Annotated in this window: 19 protein-coding genes and 1 tRNA gene; 13 read left to right on the top strand and 7 right to left on the bottom strand. The window is 68.9% G+C overall.

Annotation, left to right across the window (positions count from 1 at the left end; genetic code table 11):
* The first annotated feature begins 30 nt into the window (after nt 1-30).
* The 9 genes from MRBLWH3_RS12045 (at nt 31) to MRBLWH3_RS12005 (ending at nt 12,235) form a co-directional block, all read left to right on the top strand.
* A complete protein-coding gene (locus MRBLWH3_RS12045) occupies nt 31-261 on the top strand; it encodes a DUF6704 family protein (RefSeq protein ID WP_116193528.1) in 231 nt (76 codons plus the stop codon).
* Between the two features lie 2 nt (nt 262-263).
* Nucleotides 264-1,040, top strand: coding sequence for an indole-3-glycerol phosphate synthase TrpC (trpC, locus tag MRBLWH3_RS12040; protein ID WP_363432155.1), 777 nt, complete (start codon nt 264-266; stop codon nt 1,038-1,040).
* On the top strand, nt 1,037-2,302 hold the full coding sequence (gene trpB / locus MRBLWH3_RS12035) for a tryptophan synthase subunit beta (protein WP_363432152.1): 1,266 nt from the start codon (nt 1,037-1,039) through the stop codon (nt 2,300-2,302). Before trpC ends, trpB begins: the two co-directional genes overlap by 4 nt.
* Complete coding sequence (gene trpA, locus MRBLWH3_RS12030) at nt 2,299-3,093, top strand: tryptophan synthase subunit alpha (RefSeq protein WP_363432150.1); 795 nt, start codon at nt 2,299-2,301, stop codon at nt 3,091-3,093. Before trpB ends, trpA begins: the two co-directional genes overlap by 4 nt.
* 65 nt (nt 3,094-3,158) lie before the next feature.
* The gene (gene lgt / locus MRBLWH3_RS12025; RefSeq protein WP_363432147.1) at nt 3,159-4,130 is read left to right on the top strand and encodes a prolipoprotein diacylglyceryl transferase; all 972 of its coding nucleotides are present in this window, start codon (nt 3,159-3,161) and stop codon (nt 4,128-4,130) included.
* Between the two features lie 74 nt (nt 4,131-4,204).
* The gene (gene gltB, locus MRBLWH3_RS12020) at nt 4,205-8,812 is read left to right on the top strand and encodes a glutamate synthase large subunit (RefSeq protein ID WP_414685366.1); all 4,608 of its coding nucleotides are present in this window, start codon (nt 4,205-4,207) and stop codon (nt 8,810-8,812) included.
* Nucleotides 8,805-10,271 (top strand): glutamate synthase subunit beta, encoded by a 1,467-nt coding sequence (locus tag MRBLWH3_RS12015; RefSeq protein WP_363432144.1) that lies wholly within the window; start codon nt 8,805-8,807, stop codon nt 10,269-10,271. The genes gltB and MRBLWH3_RS12015 overlap by 8 nt, the downstream gene beginning before the upstream one ends.
* Nucleotides 10,272-10,318: 47 nt before the next feature.
* A complete protein-coding gene (gene pyk, locus MRBLWH3_RS12010) occupies nt 10,319-11,767 on the top strand; it encodes a pyruvate kinase (RefSeq protein ID WP_363432141.1) in 1,449 nt (482 codons plus the stop codon).
* Between the two features lie 78 nt (nt 11,768-11,845).
* Nucleotides 11,846-12,235 carry an SHOCT domain-containing protein gene (locus MRBLWH3_RS12005; protein ID WP_363432138.1) on the top strand — a complete coding sequence of 130 codons (390 nt, stop codon included), beginning with the start codon at nt 11,846-11,848 and terminating at the stop codon, nt 12,233-12,235.
* 72 nt (nt 12,236-12,307) lie between these two features.
* Here the strand turns inward: MRBLWH3_RS12005 and MRBLWH3_RS12000 are convergent, their stop codons facing one another.
* The 5 genes from MRBLWH3_RS12000 to MRBLWH3_RS11980 form a co-directional block, all read right to left on the bottom strand.
* Nucleotides 12,308-13,075 carry an ABC transporter permease gene (locus MRBLWH3_RS12000; protein WP_363432135.1) on the bottom strand — a complete coding sequence of 256 codons (768 nt, stop codon included), beginning with the start codon at nt 13,073-13,075 and terminating at the stop codon, nt 12,308-12,310.
* On the bottom strand, nt 13,072-13,902 hold the full coding sequence (locus MRBLWH3_RS11995; RefSeq protein ID WP_363432132.1) for an ABC transporter ATP-binding protein: 831 nt from the start codon (nt 13,900-13,902) through the stop codon (nt 13,072-13,074). Before MRBLWH3_RS11995 ends, MRBLWH3_RS12000 begins: the two co-directional genes overlap by 4 nt.
* On the bottom strand, nt 13,899-14,267 hold the full coding sequence (locus tag MRBLWH3_RS11990) for a DUF1048 domain-containing protein (protein ID WP_363432129.1): 369 nt from the start codon (nt 14,265-14,267) through the stop codon (nt 13,899-13,901). Before MRBLWH3_RS11990 ends, MRBLWH3_RS11995 begins: the two co-directional genes overlap by 4 nt.
* A gap of 2 nt (nt 14,268-14,269) precedes the next feature.
* Nucleotides 14,270-14,629 carry a PadR family transcriptional regulator gene (locus MRBLWH3_RS11985; RefSeq protein WP_363432126.1) on the bottom strand — a complete coding sequence of 120 codons (360 nt, stop codon included), beginning with the start codon at nt 14,627-14,629 and terminating at the stop codon, nt 14,270-14,272.
* 160 nt (nt 14,630-14,789) lie between these two features.
* Nucleotides 14,790-14,872 (bottom strand) — tRNA-Leu (locus MRBLWH3_RS11980).
* 47 nt (nt 14,873-14,919) lie between these two features.
* On the opposite strand from MRBLWH3_RS11980, the gene MRBLWH3_RS11975 reads away from it, so the two are divergent.
* Complete coding sequence (locus tag MRBLWH3_RS11975; RefSeq protein WP_109209425.1) at nt 14,920-15,543, top strand: ANTAR domain-containing response regulator; 624 nt, start codon at nt 14,920-14,922, stop codon at nt 15,541-15,543.
* 67 nt (nt 15,544-15,610) lie between these two features.
* Here MRBLWH3_RS11975 and MRBLWH3_RS11970 read toward each other — a convergent pair whose 3' ends face one another.
* Entirely contained in the window at nt 15,611-16,042 is a 432-nt protein-coding gene (locus MRBLWH3_RS11970) for a hotdog fold thioesterase (protein ID WP_363432124.1), read from the bottom strand.
* A gap of 65 nt (nt 16,043-16,107) precedes the next feature.
* Between MRBLWH3_RS11970 and polA the strand changes: the two genes are divergently transcribed.
* Entirely contained in the window at nt 16,108-18,765 is a 2,658-nt protein-coding gene (polA, locus tag MRBLWH3_RS11965; protein WP_363432122.1) for a DNA polymerase I, read from the top strand.
* A gap of 78 nt (nt 18,766-18,843) precedes the next feature.
* Nucleotides 18,844-20,517: a DUF885 domain-containing protein gene (locus MRBLWH3_RS11960; protein WP_363432120.1), complete on the top strand. Its 1,674-nt coding sequence runs from the start codon at nt 18,844-18,846 to the stop codon at nt 20,515-20,517.
* Here the strand turns inward: MRBLWH3_RS11960 and MRBLWH3_RS11955 are convergent, their stop codons facing one another.
* Nucleotides 20,518-21,147, bottom strand: a complete 630-nt coding sequence (locus MRBLWH3_RS11955) for a phosphoribosyltransferase (RefSeq protein ID WP_363432117.1) — start codon at nt 21,145-21,147, stop codon at nt 20,518-20,520.
* Nucleotides 21,148-21,238: 91 nt separating this feature from the next.
* On the opposite strand from MRBLWH3_RS11955, the gene MRBLWH3_RS11950 reads away from it, so the two are divergent.
* On the top strand, nt 21,239-22,282 hold the full coding sequence (locus MRBLWH3_RS11950; RefSeq protein WP_363432115.1) for an LLM class flavin-dependent oxidoreductase: 1,044 nt from the start codon (nt 21,239-21,241) through the stop codon (nt 22,280-22,282).
* Nucleotides 22,283-22,305 lie beyond the last annotated feature (23 nt).

Here is a 22,305-nt window from a genome sequence, read left to right as displayed (position 1 = left end):
ATCCCGCCCAGGTTCCACGAGGAGACATCCATGAGCAACAACATCGGCGACCCCGGCCACGGACACTCGCCCGCAGCCTGGACGGCCGTCGTGATCATGCTCATCGCGGTCTCGATCGGCACCTTCTTCTTCTTCCTCGACATGCCGATCTTCGTGTGGGCGTCGGCGGTGCTCCTTGTCATCGGCCTTCTCGTGGGCTGGATCATGAAGCGCGCCGGCTACGGCGTGGGCGGCTCCAAGGTCGCCGCGAAAGAGCACTGAGCATGCTCGCCGACCTCACGGCCGGCGCGGTTGAGGATGCCGAGGCACGCGCCTCGGTGCGACCCCTGGCAGAGGTGGAGTCCGCGGCGCTGGCGCAGCGTCCCACCCTGGACGTCGTCACCGCGCTCGCCCCGTCCGACCGCGTGAAGATCATCGCCGAGGTCAAGCGCGCGAGCCCGTCGCGCGGCGACCTCGCCGCCATTCCCGACCCGGCCCTGCAGGCACGTCGCTACGAGGAGGGCGGCGCGTCGGCGATCTCCGTCCTCACCGAGGGCCGAAAGTTCAAGGGCAGCCTCGCCGACCTCGAGGCCGTCAAGGCCGCCGTGACGCTCCCGGTGCTGCGCAAGGACTTCATCGCGACCGAATACCAGGTGCTCGAGGCCCGCGCGTCCGGCGCCGACCTGGTCCTCCTCATCGTCGCCGCGCTCGAGCAGGACGTCCTCGCCCGCCTCCACGCGTTCGTCCGCGAGCTGGGAATGACGGCGCTCGTCGAGACCCACTCGGCCGACGAGGTCGATCGCGCCGCGGATCTCGGCGCACAGCTCATCGGTGTCAACGCCCGCGACCTGTCGACCTTCCAGCTCGACCGCGACCTCTTCGGCCGCCTCGCGGAGCGCATCCCGGCGGGGGCGATCAAGATCGCCGAGTCCGCCGTGCTCGTGCCCGAGGACGTCGCCCACTACCGTCGTGCCGGCGCGGACGTCGTGCTCGTGGGCGAGGCCCTGGTCACGAACGATCCCGTATCCACCCTGCGCGCATTCCTGGAGGCAGGCGCATGAGTCTTCGTGAGGCTCCCGGACCACTGTTCGGCGAGTTCGGCGGGCGGTACATGCCCGAGTCCCTCATCGCCGCGATCGACGAGTTGACGGCGGAGTACGAGGCGGCGAAGGCCGATCCGGCGTTCCAGGCCGAGTTCGTGCGGCTGCTGCACTCCTACGCCGGCCGCCCGTCGCCGATCACCGAGGTGGCCCGGTTCGCCGAGCACGCGGGCGGCGCGCGGGTATTCCTCAAGAGGGAAGACCTCAACCACACCGGGTCGCACAAGATCAACAACGTGCTCGGCCAGGCGCTGCTCACCCAGCGCCTGGGCAAGACCCGGGTGATCGCAGAGACGGGCGCCGGCCAGCACGGCGTCGCGACCGCGACCGCCGCGGCGCTCTTCGGCTTCGAGTGCACGATCTACATGGGCGAAGTCGACACCGAGCGCCAGGCGCTCAACGTCGCCCGCATGCGACTGCTCGGCGCCGAGGTGATCCCGGTCAAGACCGGCTCGCGCACGCTCAAGGACGCGATCAACGACGCCTACCGCGACTGGGTCGCGAGCGTCGAGACGACGAACTACATCTTCGGCACCGCAGCGGGCCCGCACCCGTTCCCCGCGATGGTCCGCGACTTCCAGAAGGTCATCTCCGAAGAGGCGCGCGCCCAGCTCCTCGAGGAGGCGGGCCGCCTGCCGGACGCCGTCCTCGCGTGCGTCGGCGGGGGCTCGAACGCGATCGGAATGTTCGACGCCTTCCTCGACGACGAGGGCGTCAAGCTCTATGGCGTCGAGGCCGCCGGCGACGGCGTCGACACGCCGCGGCACGCCGCATCGATAGAACGCGGGCGCCCCGGCGTGCTGCACGGCGCGAAGACCTTCGTCCTCCAGGACGAGGACGGCCAGACGATCGAGTCCCACTCGATCTCGGCGGGCCTCGACTACCCGGGCGTCGGCCCCGAGCACGCGTGGCTCGCCTCGATCGGCCGCGCCGAGTACATCCCCGCGACCGACGACGAGGCGATGCAGGCGCTGCGCCTCCTCTCCGAGACCGAGGGGATCATCCCCGCGATCGAATCGGCCCACGCCCTCGCCGGCGCGCTGCGCATCGGCCGCGAGCTCGGCCCGGATGCCATCCTCGCCGTATGCCTCTCGGGCCGCGGCGACAAGGACATGGACACCGCCGCGCGCTACTTCGACCTTTACGACACGGGGACGGATGCTGCGGCCGCCGCCTCGGCGCCCCACGACGACGCCGCCCACGGCGAAGGGGAGAAGCTATGACCTCGCGCGTCGCCGCGGCGATCGACGCCGCCCGCGCCGAAGGGCGCGGCGCGTTCGTCGGCTACCTCCCGCTCGGCTTCCCCGACCTCGAGGCGAGCATCGACGCGGCGGTCGCCCTGGCCGAGAACGGCGCCGACATCCTCGAACTCGGCCCGCCGTACTCCGATCCGGTGATGGACGGCACAGTCATCCAGGAGGCGACGCAGGCGGCCCTCGCCGGCGGATTCCGCCTCCGAGACACCTTCACAGCCGTGCGCGAGATCACGCGCCGCGTCGACGTGCCCGTGCTCGTCATGACCTACTGGAACCCCGTGCTGCAGTACGGTGTCGACCGCTACGCCGACGACCTGCTCGCCGCCGGAGGAGCAGGCCTCATCACGCCCGACATCACACCGGAGGCGGCGCCCGAGTGGATCGCCGCCAGCGAGCGCACCGGCCTCGACCGGGTCTTCCTCGCCGCGCCGACCTCGACAGACGAGCGGCTCGAGCTCATCGCACAGAACTCCACCGGCTTCGTCTACACCGTCTCGACCATGGGCATCACGGGGGAGCGCGCGCAGTTGGATGCTGCGGCCCGCACTCTCGTCGCCCGCCTGCGTGAGCACGGAGTCGAGCACGCGTGCGTGGGCATCGGCATCTCCAACGCCGAGCAGGTCGCCGGCGTGCTCGAGTACGCCGACGGCGCGATCGTCGGCACGGCGCTCGTGCGCGCGCTGCGCGAGCGGGGCCTCGAGGGCCTCGCCGCGACCGCGCGCGGCCTCGCCGCGGGAACCGCCCGCGACGCGAACTAGACTTCTGAGGTCGGCGGCCGCCGCCGCCACGCCCCGCACGGATCCAGCAAGGACACGGTTCTCCCATGATCAACGCCGCCCTGAGCGTCGTCGCCAGCATCCCGAGCCCGTCGATCAGCTACTTCGACATCGGCCCCCTGCGGATCCACATCTACGCGCTGTGCATAATCACGGGCATCATCGTCGCGGTGCTGTGGACCAACGCCCGCCTCACCAAGCGCGGCGCCGAGCCGTGGGTCGTCATCGACATCGCCCTCCTCGCCGTCCCGCTCGCGATCATCACGGCGCGCATCTACCACGTGCTCACCCACTGGAACTTCTACTTCGGCGAGGGCGCGAACCCCTGGTCGGCGCTCTTCATCTGGGAGGGCGGCATCGCCATCTACGGCGCTCTCATCGGCGGCGCCGTCGGTGCCTGGCTCGGGTGCCGGTGGACCGGCATCCGCTTCTGGACGTTCGCCGACGCCCTCGCCCCGAGCCTCCTCCTCGCCCAGGCGATCGGCCGCTTCGGCAATTGGTTCAACCAGGAGCTGTTCGGTCTTCCCACCGATGTGCCGTGGGGCCTCGAGATCGACTACCCGAACCCGGCGTGGCCGATCGGTCTGCCCGAGGGCACGCTCTTCCACCCGACCTTCCTCTACGAGGTCCTCTGGAACACGCTCGGCGTGCTCTTCCTCGTGTGGGCGGGTCGGCGCTTCACGCTGCAGTGGGGCCGCCTCTTCGGCCTCTACCTCGTCTGGTACAGCGCCGGCCGCATCGTTTGGGAATCGATCCGCATCGACCCGAGCGACATCTTCCTCGGACTTCGCACCAACGTCTGGGCCGCGATCTTCGGAGTGATCATCGGTCTGGCGATCTTCTTCGTGCAGAAGAGCCGTCACCCCGGCCTCGAGCCGTCGCCCTATGTGTCCGGCCGCGAGTGGAAGGCCGGACAGGCTGTACAATCTCAGGAGACCGACGACTTCGTCGACGTCAGCGAACCCCCGACGTCCGAAGCCGAAGGGGTCAGCGCCACAAGCACTCCTGCCAACAAGTAACGCAGCTCTCCCCCGCAGAGCGCGCCCAGGGCCGACGTCGTCCCATCTTGACTATCAACGTGAGGACGGTAGGTATGGCTTCGAGCCCCCGTTCCGTCGCCTCTGCGGAGGCGAACTTCCCCGCTGCGTCCGGCCGTGCCGGATTCCCGCAGAAGCAGGGGATGTACAACCCTGCCTTCGAGAAGGACGCCTGCGGCCTGGCCATGGTGGCGACCCTCCGCGGTGAGGCCGGGCACGACATCATCGATCTGGCCCTGACCGCGCTGCGCAATCTCGAGCACCGCGGTGCGATCGGCTCCGATGCCGGCACCGGCGACGGCGCAGGCATCCTGACGCAGATGCCCGACACCTTCCTGCGCGCCGTGGCGGGCTTCGATCTGCCCCCCGTGGGCGAGTACGCCGCCGGCCTGGTGTTCCTGCCGCGCGACGCCGAGGCGCGCGAGACCCAGAAGAGCGGGATCGAGCGGATCGCAGCATCCGAGGGGCTCACCGTGCTCGGCTGGCGCGAGGTCCCGACCGCCGAGGAGAACCTGGGAAAGCTCGCCTTCGAGGCGCGCCCGGTCTTCGAGCAGCTCTTCATCTCGCGCCCGGCCACGGGCGACGCCGCCGCGCTGTCGGGCATCGCCCTCGACCGCCGCGCCTACCGCCTGCGCTCTCGCGCGCGCACCGAGCTCGACGCCTACTTCGTCTCGCTGTCGTCGCGCACGCTCGGCTACAAGGGCATGGTCACCACGCTCCAGCTCGAGCCGTTCTACCCGGACCTGCAGGACGAGCGCTTCGCCTCCGAGCTCGCGGTCGTGCACTCGCGCTACTCGACGAACACGTTCCCGTCGTGGCCGCTCGCGCAGCCGCTGCGCATGCTCGCGCACAACGGCGAGATCAACACCGTCAATGGCAACCGCAACTGGATGCGCGCGCGTCAGTCGCAGCTCGAGTCCGAGCTGCTGGGCGACATCCAGCCGCTGCTGCCGATCTGCACGGCCGGTGCGAGCGACTCCGCCTCGTTCGACGAGGTGCTCGAGCTGCTCACCCTCACGGGCCGCAGCCTCCCGCACGCCATCATGATGATGGTCCCCGAGGCCTACGAGAAGCAGGCCGACATCGACCCGAAGCTGCGGGCGTTCTACGAGTTCCACTCGATGCAGATGGAGCCCTGGGACGGTCCGGCCGCGCTGATCTTCACCGACGGAACGCTCGTCGGCGCGACGCTCGACCGCAACGGCCTACGGCCCGGTCGCTGGACCGAGACCACCGACGGCCTGATCGTCATCGGCAGCGAGACCGGCGTGCTCGACTTCGAGCCCGCGCGCATCAAGCGCCGCGGCCGCCTCCGCCCCGGCCGCATGTTCCTCGTCGACACGGCCCAGCGCCGCATCATCGAGGACGACGAGATCAAGGCGCAGCTCGCCGATCAGGAGCCGTGGCAGGAGTGGCTCGACTCGGGCCGCGTGCGCCTCGCCGACCTCCCGGAGCGCGAGCACATCGTGCACCCGATCGCCTCGATCACCCGGCGTCAGCGCACGTTCGGGTACACCGAGGAAGAGGTCAAGATCCTCCTCACCCCGATGGGTCAGACCGGTGCCGAGCCACTCGGTGCCATGGGCTCCGACACGCCCGTCGCCGTGCTGAGCGAACGTCCGCGCCTGCTGTTCGACTACTTCACGCAGCAGTTCGCACAGGTCACCAACCCGCCGCTGGACTCCATCCGCGAGGAGGTCGTCACGTCGCTCGGCCTGGGCCTGGGCCCCGAGCGAAACCTCCTCGAGTGGGGCCCCGAGCACACGCGCGTCGTGACGCTCGACTTCCCGGTGATCGACAACGACGAGCTCGCCAAGATCCAGCACATCGACACGGCGCTTCCCGGCCGCACCTCGGTCACGATCCGTGGGCTGTACCGCGTCGAGGCCGGCCACAAGGGCATGAAGAAGCGCCTCGAGCAGATGTGCCAGGAGGTCGACCAGGCCATCGAGGACGGCGCCGAGTTCATCGTGCTGTCGGATCGCGACTCCAACAAGGACCTCGCGCCGATCCCCTCGCTGCTCATGCTCGCGGCTGTGCACCACCACCTCATCCGCAAGCAGACTCGCATGAAGTGCGGCCTGGTGGTCGAGGCCGGCGACGTGCGCGAGGTGCACCACATCGCGACGCTCATCGGGTACGGGGCATCCGCCGTCAATCCGTATCTCGCGATGGAGACCGTCGAGTACCTGGTGCGCGCCGGCTTCATCACCGGGATCGCGCCCGAGAAGGCCGTCAAGAACCTGATCTACGCGCTCGGCAAGGGTGTGCTCAAGATCATGTCGAAGATGGGCATCTCGACCGTGTCGTCGTATGCGGGCGCCCAGGTGTTCGAGGCCGTCGGCCTCTCTCAGGACTTCGTCGACACCTACTTCACCGGCACCGAGTCGAAGCTCGGCGGCGTCGGTCTGGACGTCATCGCGGCAGAGAACGCCGCCCGGCACGCGTATGCGTACCCGGAGGATGCCGCAGTCCGGGCGCACGAGCGCCTCTGGACGGGCGGCGAGTATCAGTGGCGCCGCGATGGGTCGCCGCACCTGTTCAACCCCGACACGGTGTTCCGCCTGCAGCACTCGACGCGCACGCGCCGGTACGACATCTTCCGCGAATACACGAAGCTCGTCGACGACCAGGCGAGCGAGGTGAAGACGCTCCGCGGTCTGTTCGCCCTGAAGACCGAGGGGCGCACGCCCGTGCCGATCGACGAGGTCGAATCGGTCGCATCGATCGTCAAGCGCTTCTCGACGGGTGCCATGAGCTACGGCTCGATCTCGCGCGAGGCCCACGAGACGCTCGCCATCGCGATGAACCGCATCGGCGGCAAGTCGAACACGGGCGAGGGCGGCGAGGACGCGGACCGCCTCCTCGACCCCGAGCGTCGCAGCTCCATCAAGCAGGTCGCCTCTGGTCGCTTCGGCGTCACGAGCCTGTACCTGACCGAGGCGGACGACATCCAGATCAAGCTCGCCCAGGGCGCCAAGCCTGGCGAGGGCGGTCAGCTGCCGCCGACCAAGGTCTATCCGTGGGTCGCCCGCACGCGTCACGCGACCGCCGGCGTGGGCCTCATCTCGCCGCCGCCGCACCACGACATCTACTCGATCGAAGACCTCAAGCAGCTGATCTTCGACCTCAAGCGCGCCAACCCCGCAGCGCGGGTGCACGTGAAGCTGGTGAGCCAGTCGGGCATCGGCGCGGTCGCCGCGGGCACCGCCAAGGCGCTGGCCGACGTCATCCTCGTGTCGGGTCACGACGGCGGCACCGGCGCCAGCCCGCTGAACTCGCTGAAGCATGCCGGCACGCCGTGGGAGCTGGGACTCGCCGAGACGCAGCAGACGCTCATGCTCAACGGCATGCGCGACCGCGTCGTCGTGCAGGTCGACGGCCAGCTCAAGACCGGCCGCGACGTCATCATCGGCGCGCTGCTGGGCGCCGAGGAATTCGGCTTCGCCACGGCGCCGCTCGTGGTCTCGGGCTGCATCATGATGCGGGTCTGCCACCTCGACACGTGCCCCGTGGGCGTCGCGACGCAGAACCCCGTGCTGCGCGAGCGCTTCAACGGCAAGCCGGAGTTCGTCGTGAACTTCATGGAGTTCATCGCCGAAGAGGTGCGCGAGTACCTTGCGGCACTGGGCCTGCGCTCGCTCGATGAGGCGATCGGCCGCAGCGATCTGCTCGACGTCGACGGCGCAGTGAACCACTGGAAGGCGAACGGCCTGGACCTCCGCCCCGTGCTCGACGGCCCGGTCTTCGCCGAGGACGAGCCGCGCCGCAACACCACCGCGCAGCTGCACGAGCTCGACGAGCACTTCGACGTCGGCCTCATCGAGCGCGCGCAGAGCGTCATCGCGAACGGCGGCGAGATCACGGTCGACCTGCCGATCCGCAACACCGAGCGCGCCGTCGGGACACTCCTCGGCCACCACGTGACCAAGGCGCGCGGCGAGAACGGCCTGCGGTCGGGAAGCATCGTCGTCAACCTCACGGGCTCGGCCGGCCAGTCGTTCGGCGCGTTCATGCCCGCGGGCATCACACTGCGCCTCGAGGGCGATTCGAACGACTACGTCGGCAAGGGTCTCTCGGGGGGCCAGATCGTCGTCCGGCCGCCGCGCGGCGCCACATTCGACGCGTCCAAGAACGTCATCGCGGGCAACGTGATCGGCTACGGCGCGACGCTCGGGACGATGTTCCTGCGCGGCGTCGTGGGCGAGCGCTTCTTCGTCCGCAACTCGGGCGCGACGGCCGTCGTCGAAGGCGTGGGCGACCACGCGCTCGAGTACATGACCGGCGGGCTCGCGGTCATCCTCGGCGCTACCGGTCGCAACCTCGGGGCTGGGATGTCGGGCGGCACCGCCTACGTCTACAAGCTCGACCGAAAGCTCGTGAACCGCGAGGCGCTCGCGTCCGGCGAGCTCGAGCTCGGCGAGCTGGGCTCCGGCGACGCCGAGATCCTCCGCGACCTGCTCGAGCAGCACGTCGCCGAGACCGAATCGACCCTCGCCCAGGCTCTCCTCGACGACTTCGAGACCGAGCTGGCGAACTTCGTCCGGGTCCTGCCGCGCGACTACGCCGCGGTGCTGCAGACCCGCCAGGCAGCGGTTGCCGAGGGGCTCGACCCCGACGGCGACGTCGTCTGGAACCGCATCCTGGAGGTGACGGGTGGCTGACCCGAAGGGCTTTCTGAAGGTCACCGAGCGCGAGCTGCCCCCGCGGCGGCCCGTGCCGGTGCGCATCATGGACTGGAAAGAGGTCTATGAGCCGGGTGACGCGGCGGTGCTGCGCCGGCAGGCCGGACGCTGCATGGACTGCGGCGTGCCGTTCTGCCACAAGGGCTGTCCGCTCGGCAACCTCATCCCGGAGTGGAACGACCTGACGTGGCGCGGAGAAGGCCGCGCCGCCAGTGAGCGTCTGCACGCGACGAACAACTTCCCGGAGTTCACCGGGCGGCTGTGCCCCGCGCCGTGCGAGAGCTCCTGCGTGCTGGGAATCAACCAGCCGGCCGTGACCATCAAGCAGGTCGAGGTCTCGATCGCCGACGAGGCGTTCGGCAACGGCTGGATCGAGCCGGAGCCCCCGGGGCGGCTCACCGGCAAGACCGTGGCCGTCGTCGGCTCGGGACCCGCGGGTCTCGCCGCCGCGCAGCAGCTCACACGCGCAGGCCACACCGTCGCCGTGTTCGAGCGCGACGACCGCATCGGCGGCCTGCTGCGCTACGGCATTCCGGACTTCAAGATGGAGAAGAAGCACCTCGAGGCGCGTCTTCGCCAGATGCAGGATGAGGGGACGCGCTTCCGCGCCGGCGTCGAGATCGGCAAGGACATCTCCTGGGCAGACCTTCGCGCGCGCTACGACGCGGTCGTCATCGCCACCGGATCGACGGTGCCGCGCGAGCTCGCGATCCCCGGCCGCGACCTGGCCGGGGTGCATTTCGCCATGGAGTACCTTGTCGAGTCGAACAAGGCCGTCGCAGGCGACGCGGTGCCCAACCAGATCAGTGCCGAGGGCAAGCATGTCGTCGTCATCGGCGGCGGCGACACCGGCGCCGACTGCATCGGCACGGCGCACCGCCACGGTGCGCTGAGTGTGACGAACCTCGCGATCGGCCGCCGCCCTCCCGGCGAGCGGCCGGAGCACCAGCCGTGGCCGATGGACCCGCTCGTGTTCGAGGTGCAGTCCGCGCACGAAGAGGGAGGCGAGCGTGCCTACCTCGCCTCGACCGTCGAGTTCCTCGGGAACGACGCCGGCGAGGTGCGCGCGCTGCGCGTGGCCGAGACCGAGTTCGTCGACGGCCGCCGCGTGCCCAAGAGCGGCACCGAGCGGGAGATCCCCGCGGACCTCGTGCTGATCGCGATGGGCTTCACCGGCCCGGAGCGCGCCCTGCTCGAAGACCAGCTCGGCGCCCGCTTCACCGACCGAGGCAACGTCCGCCGCGAGGACGACTACCAGACGACCGCCCCTGGCGTGTTCGTGGCCGGCGACGCCGGCCGCGGCCAGTCGCTCATCGTGTGGGCGATCGCCGAAGGACGCGCCGTCGCAGCCGGCGTCGACCGCTTCCTCATGGGTGAGACGGAGCTGCCCGCTCCGGTCCGCCCGACCGATGTCGCCATCGGCCTGCAGCCCGCGTAGGCTGGCCGAGGCACTCGCCACCTTCAACCCACCCGGAGAAACCACGGATGAGACGCGCCAAGATCGTCGCCACCCTTGGGCCCGCCACGTCGTCGTATGAGATGGTCCGCGCGATCATCGATGCCGGCGTGGACGTCGCCCGCTTCAATCTGAGCCACGGGGACTACTCGGTCCACGACAACAACTTCGCCAACGTGCGCAAGGCCGCGGAGGACGCAGGACGCGCGGTCGCGATCCTCGTCGACCTGCAGGGTCCGAAGATCCGCCTCGGCAAGTTCGAGAACGGACCACACGAGCTGGCGGTCGGCGACATCTTCAAGATCACCACCGAAGACATCCTCGGCACCAAGGAGATCGTCGGCACGACGTTCAAGGGTCTCCCGAACGACGTCAAGCCGGGCGACTTCCTCCTCATCGACGACGGCAAGGTCCGCGTCGAGGTGACCGAGACGGATGGCACCGTCGTCACCACCAAGGTGGTCGTCGCGGGTCCCGTCTCGAACAACAAGGGCATCAATCTCCCCGGCGTCGCGGTCAACGTCCCCGCGCTGTCGGAGAAGGACGAGGCGGACCTCCGCTGGGGTCTGCGCGCCGGTGCCGACATCATCGCCCTGTCGTTCGTGCGCGACGCGAAGGACGTCCAGCGCGTCCACGTCATCATGGCCGAGGAGGGGCGCCATGTCCCCGTCATCGCCAAGATCGAGAAGCCGCAGGCCGTCGACAACCTCGAGGAGATCATCGACGCGTTCGACGGCATCATGGTCGCCCGCGGCGACCTCGGCGTCGAGCTGCCCCTCGAGGCGGTGCCGATCGTGCAGAAGCGCGCGGTCGAGCTGTGCCGCCGCATGGCCAAGCCCGTCATCGTCGCGACCCAGATGCTCGAATCGATGATCGACAACCCGGTGCCCACCCGCGCCGAGACGAGCGACGTCGCCAACGCCGTCCTCGACGGCGCGGACGCGGTCATGCTCTCGGGCGAGACCAGCGTCGGCAAGTACCCGGTCGTCGTCGTCGAGACCATGGCGCGAATCGTCGACTCGACCGAGGAGCACGGCCTGGACCGCATCCAGCCGCTCACCACCAAGCCCCGCACGCAGGGTGGCGCGATCACGCTCGCGGCGATGGAGGTGGCCGAGTTCGTCGACGCGAAGTTCCTCTGCATCTTCACCGAGTCGGGGGACACCGCGCGCCGCATGTCGCGCCTGCGCCCCCGCATCCCCATGATCGGATTCGCTCCGGAGCCGGCGATCCGTCGCCGCATGGCCATCACCTGGGGGGTGCAGTCGACGCTCGTCGAGCACGTCGCACACACCGACCTGATGTTCATCCAGGTCGACGACTACCTGCTGTCGAACGACCTCGCGAAGGTCGGTGACAAGGTTGTGGTCATCTCGGGGTCCCCTCCCGGAATCATCGGCTCGACGAACGACATCCGCATCCACAAGGTGGGCGACGCGGTGCACGGCAAGGCGCCGATCTACAAGACACGGGACTGACGCTTCTCTCCTCCGTACGGCTGCGACCACTACTGTGGTCGCAGCCGTACGGATCTTTTCGAGAAAGGTGTGACGCCGATGTTCTTTGGTGACTTCTGGTGGTTCCTGTTGTGGAGCTTCTACTTCATCGCGTATCTGTACGTGGTGATCGTGATCATCACGGACCTGTTCCGCGACGACAATCTCAACGGCTGGCTGAAGGCGCTGTGGATCATCGCCCTCGTGTTCCTGCCGTTCCTCACCGCGTTGATCTACATCATCGCCCGCGGCAAGGGCATGGCGGCGCGTGCGCAGACCGCGCGCGGGGGAGTGGTCGCCGAGGCCGACGATTACCGCCCTGCGGCGTCGTCGAGTCCCGCCGAGGACATCGCGAAGGCGAAGGCGCTCCTCGACGCCGGCACCATCTCGCAGGGAGAGTTCGACGCACTCAAGAGCAAGGCGCTCGGCAACCAGTACTTCGGCGCGTAGCCCTTCGACAGCGCACGAGCGGATGCCTCGGATTCGAGGCATCCGCTCGTGCGCTGTCGCGGCGTGTCGACGTCAGCTGATCTTCTTCCGGTAGATCGCCATCGACGCGATGTACGCGACGACGAGGATGCCGACCAGCCACGCCATGGCGACCCAGATTTCGGTGCCGACCGGCTCGCCGGCGAACAGTGCGCGCATCGAGTCGACGATCGAGGTGACGGGCTGGTTCTCGGCGAACCACTGCACCGGTCCCGGCATGCTCTCGGTCGGGACGAACGCCGAGCTGATGAACGGCAGGAAGATGAGCGGGTACGAGAACGCGCTCGCACCGTCCACCGTCTTCGCCGTGAGGCCCGGGATCACCGCGAGCCACGTCAGCGCCAGCGTGAACAGCACCAGCATGCCGATCACACCCATCCAGGCAGCGAAGCTCGCACCGGTGCGGAAGCCCATCAGCAGTGCCACGCCGATGACGAGCGCCAGCGAGACGAGGATGGACACCAGCGACGTCAGCACGTGCGCCCAGAGCACTCCCGATCGCGCGATCGGCAGCGACTGGAACCGCTCGAAGATGCCGCTCTGCATGTCCAGGAACAGCCGGTACGCCGTGTAGGCGATGCCCGACGCGATCGTGATGAGCAGGATCCCTGGGAGCATGTAGTCGATGTACGACCCCTTCGCCCCGCCGGTGTCGATCGCCCCGCTGAAGACGTAGACGAACAGCAGCATCAGCGCGATCGGGGTGACCGCGGTGGTGATGATGGTGTCGGGGCTGCGGAGGATGTGCCGCAGCGACCGGCTGGTGAGAACGGCGGTGTCGCCGATGATGTGCGTGGTCATCGTCCTTCCTTCCGTGTCGTGGCGGCGCGCTTTCGCCCGGAAGCGTCGGTGGCGTCGCCGGGTTCTGTGGTGTCGTCCTCGCCGGTCAGTGCGAAGAACACGTCCTCGAGGCTGGGCTGCTTCTCGACGTACTCGACCTTCGCCGGCGGCAGCAGCTGCTTGAGCTCGCCGAGCGTGCCCTTGACGATGATGCGGCCCTTGTGCAGGATCGCGATGCGGTCGGCGAGTTGCTCCGCCTCTTCGAGGTACTGCGTGGTCAGCAGCACGGTCGTGCCGCCCCGCGCCAGCTCCCGGACCGCGTCCCAGACCTCCAGGCGGGCGGCGGGATCGAGCCCGGTCGTGGGCTCGTCGAGGAAGATCACCGGCGGGTCGCCGATGAGGCTCATCGCTATGTCGAGCCGGCGCCGCATACCGCCGGAATACGTCGACACCTTGCGGGTGCCGGCATCCGTCAGTGAGAAGCGGGCGAGCAGCCCGTCCGCGATCGCGCCGGGGTCGGGCAGGTGGCGCAGCTGCGAGATGAGCACGAGGTTCTCCCGTCCGCTCAGCACCTCGTCGACCGCGGCGAACTGCCCCGTGAGGCTGATCGTCTCGCGCACCTTCTGCGCCTGAGCGGCGACGTCGAACCCTGCGATCGCGGCGGTGCCGGCATCCTGCTTCAGCAGCGTCGAAAGAATGCGGACGACCGTGGTCTTGCCCGCGCCGTTCGAGCCGAGCAGCGCGAAGATGCTGCCTCGCGCCACGTCGAAGTCGACGCCCTTGAGCACATGCAGGTCCTTGTAGGACTTCTCGAGTCCCCGCACCCGGATGGCGGTGTCGGTGGTCATTTCTGGTCTCCTCGTTCCGCGTCGTCGATCGCCTTGTTGAGGCGCGCGCGCTCCTTGTCGATCCACTGCTTGCCGGAGTATGCGGCGGTGAACTCCTCCGCGAACGCCGACGCGTCCTCGCCGACGATGTCGCGCACGGGGGTGCCGTCGGCGGCCGCGCGCTCCCAGAGGTCGGCGGAGTCGCCGAGCATCTGCATCATCGTCACGCCGTCGGTCATCCCGCCGACGGTCATGAAGTAACGGTCGAGTGCCTTGGCGGCGCCGCGGTAAGGCTCGGGCAGCGCCTCGATGCGCGTTTTGTACTGCCGGTACTGCTTCTTCTGCTCGAGCGAGCCGGTGACGACTTCGTACCACTTGGCGGCCATGATCAGTCCTCTTCCTGGGGGTTGGCGTTGCTGTCTACGTGTTCGCGGTGGAGCTGCTCGATGCGCTCTGCGAGGAAGCTCCACGTCCTCCAGAACTCCGCGAGCTGGTCGCGGCCCTGCGCGTTGAGGGAGTACACCTTGCGCGGCGGCCCCTTCTCCGACGGAACCTTCTCGACGTCGACGAGGCCGCGCTGCTCGACCCTGACCAGCAGGGCGTAGACGGTGCCCTCGGCGATGTCGGAGAAGCCCTGGTCCCGCAGCCACGAGGTGATCTCGTAGCCGTACGCGGGGCGGGAGGAGAGGATCGCGAGCACGATTCCCTCGAGCGTGCCCTTGAGCATCTCGGTCTCCTGCTTTCCCATGGCGCACCTCCTTCTCTACTACTCAGTGATGTTGACTACCACTAGAAAGTAACACTAGGTACCGCTACTTAGCAACACCGAATACAAGGATTCTTCGGGTGAAGACGACGAAGAGCGGATGCCTCGAATCGAGGCATCCGCTCTGAGGGATGTCGGGGAGTGCCGGTGGTGGGAGTCGAACCCACACGCCCTTGCGGGCAACCGAGTTTGAGTCGGTCGCGTCTGCCATTCCGCCACACCGGCCCGCGCGCCGTACCGCACGTCCGCGATTGACCATACCGTAGGATTCAATGGTGACTGAGCAGGAGCAGACCGCCGCATCGACGGCATCCACCCCCCGCCGCGTCGTGGTCGCCGAAGACGAGTCGCTCATCCGGCTCGACATCGTCGAGATCCTCCGCGACAACGGATTCGACGTCGTCGGCGAAGCCGGAGACGGAGAGACCGCGGTGGCCCTTGCCACCGAGCTGCGTCCCGACCTCGTGATCATGGACGTCAAGATGCCGCAACTGGACGGCATCTCGGCCGCCGAGAAGCTCAGCAAGAACCACATCGCCCCGGTCGTGCTGCTGACCGCCTTCAGCCAGAAAGAGCTCGTGGAGCGTGCGAGCGAGGCCGGTGCCCTCGCGTATGTGGTCAAGCCGTTCACGCCGAACGACCTGCTTCCGGCCATCGAGATCGCGTTGGCCCGCTACGAGCAGATCATCACGCTCGAGGCCGAGGTCGCCGACATGGTCGAGCGGTTCGAGACCCGCAAGCTCGTCGACCGCGCGAAGGGCCTCCTCAACGAGAAGATGGGCCTTTCCGAGCCCGAGGCGTTCCGCTGGATCCAGAAGGCGTCGATGGACCGCCGCCTCACCATGCAGGACGTCGCCAAGGCGATCATCGAGCAGCTGGCGCCCAAGAAGGGCTGATCCCAGGACTTGCAGAGAAGCGGATGCCTCGAGCCGAGGCATCCGCTTCTTCCTTTCCCGCCGGATGTCAGACCGGCGGCAGGTCCTTGATGTGGTTCGTGATGCGCACGGTCGAGCACCGGCGACCGTTCTCGTCGGTGACGACGATCTCGTGCACGGCGAGGGTGCGACCGAGGTGGACGGGCGTGCAGACGCCGGTCACGATGCCGGAGGTCGCCGAGCGCGTGTGCGTCGCGTTGATGTCGACGCCGACCGCGAGGCGGCCTGGACCCGCGTAGAGGTTCGCGGCCATCGAGCCGAGCGATTCGCCCAGCACCACGTACGCGCCACCGTGGAGGAGGCCGACCGGCTGGGTGTTGCCCTCGACCGGCATCGTGGCCACCGCGCGCTCGACGGAGAACTCGGTGAAGACGATGCCCATCTTCTCGGCGAGCGCGCCCATGCCACGGTTCGCGGCCCACGCGAGGCCGTCGACGGGGGAGGGGGAGTGCTCGGGCATGCATCGCCTTCGGGGGTGCTCAGGGCGGGAGATTCGGTGTCGTCGGCCCTGACTAGGCTTGCAGGGTGACGGACTCCGCAAAGCCTACCCTTCTCGTCGTCGACGGCCATTCTCTGGCATATCGGGCCTTCTACGCCCTTCCCGTCGACAACTTCTCGACGAAGGACGGGCAGCACACGAACGGGATCTACGGGTTCCTCGCGATGCTGATCAACCTGATCAAGGCGGAGAAGCCGACCCATCTCGCGGTGGCCTTCGACACCTCCCGGCAGTCGTTCCGCACGCGCGAGTACACCGAGTACAAGGCCAACCGCTCCGAGACACCGTCCGAGTTCAAGGGGCAGATCCCGCTCTTGCAGGACTGCCTCGCCGCCATGAGCATCCAGGTGCTCCAGCAGGAAGACATCGAGGCCGACGACATCCTCGCGACCCTTGCCACGCAGGGCGCCGCCGAGGGGTTCCACGTGCTGGTCTGCTCGGGCGACCGCGACACGATCCAGCTCGTCAACGACGACATCACGCTGCTCTACCCGAACGTGCAGGGCGTCTCCCAGCTCAAGCGCTACGACCGCCAGGCGGTGATCGACCGTTACGGCGTGCCGCCCGAGCAGTATCCCGACATCGCGGCGCTCGTGGGCGAGACCAGTGACAACCTGCCCGGTGTGCCCAAGGTCGGCGAGAAGACCGCCGTGAAGTGGCTCACCCAGTTCGGCTCGCTCGACGCGCTGCTCGAGGGAGCCGACTCCATCAAGGGCGTCGTCGGCGGCAACCTGCGCGACCACGTCGACGACGTGCGCCGCAACCGCCGCCTCAACCGGCTGCTCACGGACGTCGAGCTGCCGCTCGCACCCACCGACCTCGAGGTGCAGCCGATGGACGCGCAGGCGGTGCGCGACATCTTCTCGCGACTCGAGTTCAAGACCCTCATCCCGCGCGTGGCCGAGCTCGCAGGCATCGAGCAGCAGATGGCGGCGGTCACGTCGGCGGCGGCCGAACTGGCGCCCGTCGCGAAGGAGCTGGCTCCGGCGGAGTTCGCCGCGTGGCTCGACGGCGCGACCGGCGAGCTCGGCGTGACGATCACGGTCGAGGGCGGCCTTCCGGCTCGCATCGGGGTCGCCACGACGGATGCCGCGGCCGAGGCGTCCTGGACCCCCGAACTGGCGGCGGCGATCGAGCCGTGGCTCACCTCGGACGCACCGAAGGTCTTCGCCGACGCGAAGCCGCAGGTGAAGGCGCTCCGCCGGGCGGGGCTGCGCCTCGGCGGACTCGCGTTCGACGTGATCCTCGCCGGCTGGCTGCTGCGCCCGAGCTTCCCGGACAAGAACCTCGCGCACCTCGTCGACCGCTACCTCGACGAGAAGCTTCCCGAGTCCGATCCGTCGCAGCTCGTTCCCGAGACGGAGGGGGCGACGACCGGTCAGCTCTCGTGGTACCTCGTGCGTGTCGCGGCCGCCGTCCGTGCGGACCTCCCCGAGAGTGTGGGCGCTGTCCTCATCGACATCGAACTGCCGACCCTGCACACCCTTGCCGACATGGAGCTCGCAGGTGTCGCGGTGTCGCACGCGACGCTGTCGCAGTTCTCCGGCGAACTCGGCGCCCGCGCCGATGCGCTCGCGCAGGAGGCCTACGCGGCGATCGGCCGTGAGGTGAACCTCGGCTCGCCGAAGCAGCTGCAGGAGGTGCTGTTCGAAGAGCTGCAGCTGCCGAAGACCCGCAAGACCAAGACGGGTTACTCGACGGATGCCGCGGTCCTGGCCGATCTGCAGGAGACCAACCCCCACCCGTTCCTCGACCTGCTCCTCCAGCACCGCGAGGCGACGAAGCTCCGGCAGATCATCGAGTCGCTCGACAGCGCCATCGGCGGCGACCGGACGAGTGGATCCGACGGCCGCATCCACACGACCTACGTCCAGACCGGCAGCCAGACCGGGCGCTTGTCGAGCACCGATCCGAACCTGCAGAACATCCCGATCCGCACCGAGGAGAGCCGCCGCATCCGGTCGGCGTTCACCGTCGGCGAGGGCTACGAGACGCTGCTCACGGCGGACTACTCGCAGATCGAGATGCGTATCATGGCGCACCTCTCCGAGGACCCGGGGCTCATCGAGGCCTTCAACTCCGGAGAGGACACGCACCGATTCGTCGGCTCGCGCGTCTTCGGCGTCGCCCCGGAAGACGTGACCCCGGCGATGCGCACGAAGGTCAAGGCGATGTCGTACGGTCTCGTCTACGGGCTGTCGGCGTTCGGCCTGTCGAAGCAGCTGCGCATCGAGCAGGCCGAGGCGAAGCAGCTCATGATGGAGTACTTCGCCCGTTTCGGCGCCGTGCGCGACTACCTGCGGTCATCGGTCGAGCAGGCGCGCATCGACGGCTACACCGAGACGATCTTCGGCCGCCGGCGTCCGTTCCCCGACCTCGCCAGTCCCAACCGGGTCCTCCGTGAGAACGCGGAGCGAGCCGCACTCAACGCGCCGATCCAGGGCAGTGCGGCCGACATCATGAAGATCGCACTCTTCCACATCCACGACGACTTCGCCGCACAGCAGCTCGGCTCGCGCGTGCTGCTGCAGATCCACGACGAGCTCGTGATCGAAGTGGCACCGGGGGAGTGGGGGGCGGCCGAGCAGATCGTACGCAGCCGCATGGGCGACGCCGCGAAACTGTCGGTGCCGCTCGACGTGCAGATCGGTCGCGGCGACGATTGGGACGTCGCCGGGCACTGATCGAGGAACCGGCGAAGCGTCTCCCGGCACCGGGATCCTCGTTTGTCGGCACCGCGTCCCATGCCTAGGCTCGGTGCTATGACAGACGAAACCCGCACGCCCACGCAGATCGACAAGATCGCTGATGCGTGGGTCGACACCCTCGCCGAACTCGAGCCGACGCTCGCGACCTACATCGGTCGTTTCGAGTACAACGACCAGTTCGGCGACTACAGCCCGGCCGGTCAGGAGCGGTTGGTCCAGGAAGGCCGCAAGACCCTCGCCGCGCTCGACGCCGCGACCGCCGACGACGATGTCGACGTCGTGACGAAGGAGGACCTCTCCCGCGAGATCCAGCTGGAGCTCGACCTGCACGACGCGAGGTGGCACCTTCGCGATCTCAACGTCATCGCCTCGCACGCGCAGAACATCCGCTCCGCGTTCGACCTCATGCCCACGGCGACGAGCGACGACTGGTCCGTCATCGCGAAACGTCTCGGCGCCGTCTCGGGCGCGGTCGGCGGTTACATCCAGACGCTCCGCGAGGGCATCTCGCAGGGCGTGGTGCCGGCTCGCCGGCAGGTCACCGAGGTGGCGACGCAGATCGCCCGCTATACCGCCGACGGCGGCTTCTTCGCGAGCTTCGCCGCCGACGCCGCGCCGGAGGAAGGGCAGCTTCCCGCCTCCCTCGCGCGCGACCTCGCCGACAACGCCAATGCCGCCCGCGTCGCCTACGACGAGCTGTCGGCGTTCCTGACGACAGAGCTCGCTCCCGCCGCCACGGAGAAGGATGCGGTGGGCCGCGAGCTGTACGCGCTGCACTCGCGGCGCTTCCTCGGCGCCACGATCGACCTCGATGAGACGTACGAGTGGGGTGTCGAGGAGCTCGCGCGCATGGTCGCCGAGCAGGAGGCCATCGCGGACGAGATCAAGGCGGGGGCCACCGTCGAGGAGGCTGTCGCGTTCCTCGAGCAGGACGCGAGCCGCAAGCTCTACGGCACCGACGCGCTGCAGAAGTGGATGCAGGAGACCAGCGACCGCGCCGTCGCCGAGCTCGGCCAGACGCACTTCGACATCGCGGAGCCGATCCGCAAGCTCGAGTGCATGATCGCGCCAACCAAGGAAGGCGGGATCTACTACACCGGCCCGACCGACGACTTCTCGCGTCCCGGCCGCATGTGGTGGTCGGTGCCCGAGGGCGTCGAGGACTTCGACACCTGGCGCGAGCTCACGACGGTGTACCACGAGGGCGTCCCGGGCCACCACCTGCAGATCGCCCAGGCGGTGTACAACCGCGCGCAGCTCAACACCTATCGCCGGCTCCTGGGCGGCACCTCGGGTCACGCCGAGGGCTGGGCGCTCTATGCCGAGCGCCTCATGGAACAGCTGGGCTACCTGTCCGACCCCGCCGACCGCCTGGGCATGCTCGACGGCCAGCGGATGCGCGCCGCCCGCGTCGTGCTCGACATCGGCGTGCACCTCGAGAAGCCGCGCCCCGATGGGCGGGGCCCGTGGGACGCCGACTTCGCCCTGGAGTTCATGCTGCGCAACGTCAACATGCCCGACGAGTTCGTGAAGTTCGAGGTCAACCGCTATCTGGGCTGGCCCGGCCAGGCGCCGTCGTACAAGGTCGGCCAGCGCATCTGGGAGCAGCTTCGCGACGAGGTCGCCGAGCGTGAGGGCGACGCCTTCTCGATCAAGCAGTTCCACAAGCGCGCGCTCGACCTCGGCGGCGTCGGCCTCGACACCCTCCGCTCCGCGCTCTCGCGCTGATCAGTCGCCGGGGTCGTGGCGCAGCAGCGCCACGACCTCGGCGTCGGTCGTCTGACGGAAGTCGTCGTAGTACTGCCCCACGGCCCAGAAGTCGGCCTCGCGGTACGGGCACACGAACGTGTCGACGGCGTCCGCCGGCGGCTCCCACCGCTCCGGGGCGACGGGAACCGCCAGCACGATCTGGCCCGGGTCGCGGGCGCGCAGCGCGCGGCACGCCGCGATGGCGGTCGCGCCGGTCGCGACGCCGTCGTCGACCACGATGGCGGTGCGGCCGGAGAGATCCACGGACGCCGAGCCGAAGGCATCCGTCCGCCGGGCCAGCTCGTCGCGCTCGGCCGCCTCGACGCGCTCGAGATCGCGCGACGACATGCCCGCCCACCGCATCGCGCCCGGAGTGACGATGCGCACGCCCTCGGCGATCGCCCCGACCGCGTACTCCTTGTGACCCGACGCGCCCAGCTTGCGCACGACGACCGCGTCGAGAGCGAGCCCGAGCGCCCCGGCGACCGCCGCGGCGACGACCACGCCGCCTCTCGGGATGCCGAGGACCACGGCATCCGTTCCCCGCCATTCTTCGAGCTCAGCAGCGAGCTCGCGCCCGGCGGCCCGGCGATCCGCGAAAGGGATCATGCCTCCACGCTACGCTCGCGTGGCGCGACCGTCTCGGGAATGCCGGTGCCACCCGACCGGTTCATGCAGATGCATAGAAGGAGAAGCACTTATGACCTCTGTCGATCCCGCCACGATCGAACTCGGACTCGACACCTTCGGCGACGTGACCCGCGACGCCTCCGGCGAGCTGATCAGCGGCGCCCAGACGATCCGCAACGTCGTCGAGCAGGCCGTTCTCGCCGACCGTGTCGGCCTGTCGTTCTTCGGGGTGGGGGAGCACCACCGCCGCGAGTTCGCCGTGTCGAGCCCCGAGATCGTGCTCGCGGCCGCGGCGGCGCGCACCGAGCGCATCCACCTCGGCACCGCGGTCACCGTGCTGTCGAGCGACGACCCCGTGCGTGTCTTCGAGCGGTTCTCGACCCTGGACGCGGTCTCGAAGGGGCGCGCCGAGGTCATCCTCGGCCGCGGATCGTTCATCGAGTCGTTCCCCCTGTTCGGGTACGACCTGCGCGACTACGAGGCGCTGTTCGAGGAGAAGCTCGACCTCTTCTCCCAGCTGCTGACGGAGAAGCCTGTCACCTGGAGCGGGACGCTCCGTGCATCGCTCGACGCCGCTGACGTGTTCCCGAAGACCGAGACCGGCCTGCGCGCCTGGGTCGGCGTGGGCGGAACCCCCGAGTCGGCCGTGCGCGCCGCGCGCTACGGGTACGGGCTCATGCTCGCGATCATCGGCGGACCCGCCGGGCGCTTCGCGCCCTTCGCCGAGCTGTACCGTCGGTCGCTCGACACCTTCGAGCAGCCGCAGCTGCCGGTCGGGGTGCACTCGCCGGGCCACGTCGCCGAGACCGATCAGCAAGCCTGGGACGAGGCGTACGACGGCTTCGAAGCGATGAACAACTCCATCGGCCGCGAGCGCGGCTGGCCGACGTACAGCCGGCTCCGCTTCCAGCACGATGTCGGGCCCGAGGGCGCGCTGTACGTCGGCTCTCCCGAGACGGTCGCCCGCAAGATCGCCGCCACTGTTCAGACGCTGGGTGCCTCGCGCTTCGACATGAAGTTCTCGACCGGCACGCTCTCGCACGAGAAGATGATGCGCTCCATCGAGCTGTTCGGCACCGAGGTGGCGCCCCGCGTGCGCGACATGCTGTCCTGAGCGCCACGTGGGCTGCGGCATCC

The sequence above is a fragment of the Microbacterium sp. LWH3-1.2 genome (assembly GCF_040675855.1).
Classification (GTDB): domain Bacteria; phylum Actinomycetota; class Actinomycetes; order Actinomycetales; family Microbacteriaceae; genus Microbacterium.
The sequence above is the reverse complement of the archived record's forward strand: the minus strand, read 5'-3'. Positions and strand labels throughout refer to the sequence as shown.

Excerpts from the sequence above, each read along its gene's own strand:
- MRBLWH3_RS11990 (WP_363432129.1), bottom strand. The coding sequence starts at position 14,267 with ATGGCCGCCAAGTGGTACGAAGTCGTCACCGGCTCGCTCGAGCAGAAG.
- pyk (WP_363432141.1), top strand. The coding sequence starts at position 10,319 with ATGAGACGCGCCAAGATCGTCGCCACCCTTGGGCCCGCCACGTCGTCG.
- MRBLWH3_RS12005 (WP_363432138.1), top strand. The coding sequence starts at position 11,846 with ATGTTCTTTGGTGACTTCTGGTGGTTCCTGTTGTGGAGCTTCTACTTC.
- MRBLWH3_RS12000 (WP_363432135.1), bottom strand. The coding sequence starts at position 13,075 with ATGACCACGCACATCATCGGCGACACCGCCGTTCTCACCAGCCGGTCG.
- trpC (WP_363432155.1), top strand. The coding sequence starts at position 264 with ATGCTCGCCGACCTCACGGCCGGCGCGGTTGAGGATGCCGAGGCACGC.
- MRBLWH3_RS11950 (WP_363432115.1), top strand. The coding sequence starts at position 21,239 with ATGACCTCTGTCGATCCCGCCACGATCGAACTCGGACTCGACACCTTC.
- trpB (WP_363432152.1), top strand. The coding sequence starts at position 1,037 with ATGAGTCTTCGTGAGGCTCCCGGACCACTGTTCGGCGAGTTCGGCGGG.
- MRBLWH3_RS11960 (WP_363432120.1), top strand. The coding sequence starts at position 18,844 with ATGACAGACGAAACCCGCACGCCCACGCAGATCGACAAGATCGCTGAT.
- lgt (WP_363432147.1), top strand. The coding sequence starts at position 3,159 with ATGATCAACGCCGCCCTGAGCGTCGTCGCCAGCATCCCGAGCCCGTCG.
- MRBLWH3_RS11985 (WP_363432126.1), bottom strand. The coding sequence starts at position 14,629 with ATGGGAAAGCAGGAGACCGAGATGCTCAAGGGCACGCTCGAGGGAATC.
- MRBLWH3_RS11955 (WP_363432117.1), bottom strand. The coding sequence starts at position 21,147 with ATGATCCCTTTCGCGGATCGCCGGGCCGCCGGGCGCGAGCTCGCTGCT.
- MRBLWH3_RS11970 (WP_363432124.1), bottom strand. The coding sequence starts at position 16,042 with ATGCCCGAGCACTCCCCCTCCCCCGTCGACGGCCTCGCGTGGGCCGCG.
- MRBLWH3_RS11995 (WP_363432132.1), bottom strand. The coding sequence starts at position 13,902 with ATGACCACCGACACCGCCATCCGGGTGCGGGGACTCGAGAAGTCCTAC.
- MRBLWH3_RS12045 (WP_116193528.1), top strand. The coding sequence starts at position 31 with ATGAGCAACAACATCGGCGACCCCGGCCACGGACACTCGCCCGCAGCC.
- trpA (WP_363432150.1), top strand. The coding sequence starts at position 2,299 with ATGACCTCGCGCGTCGCCGCGGCGATCGACGCCGCCCGCGCCGAAGGG.
- MRBLWH3_RS11975 (WP_109209425.1), top strand. The coding sequence starts at position 14,920 with ATGGTGACTGAGCAGGAGCAGACCGCCGCATCGACGGCATCCACCCCC.
- gltB (WP_414685366.1), top strand. The coding sequence starts at position 4,205 with ATGGCTTCGAGCCCCCGTTCCGTCGCCTCTGCGGAGGCGAACTTCCCC.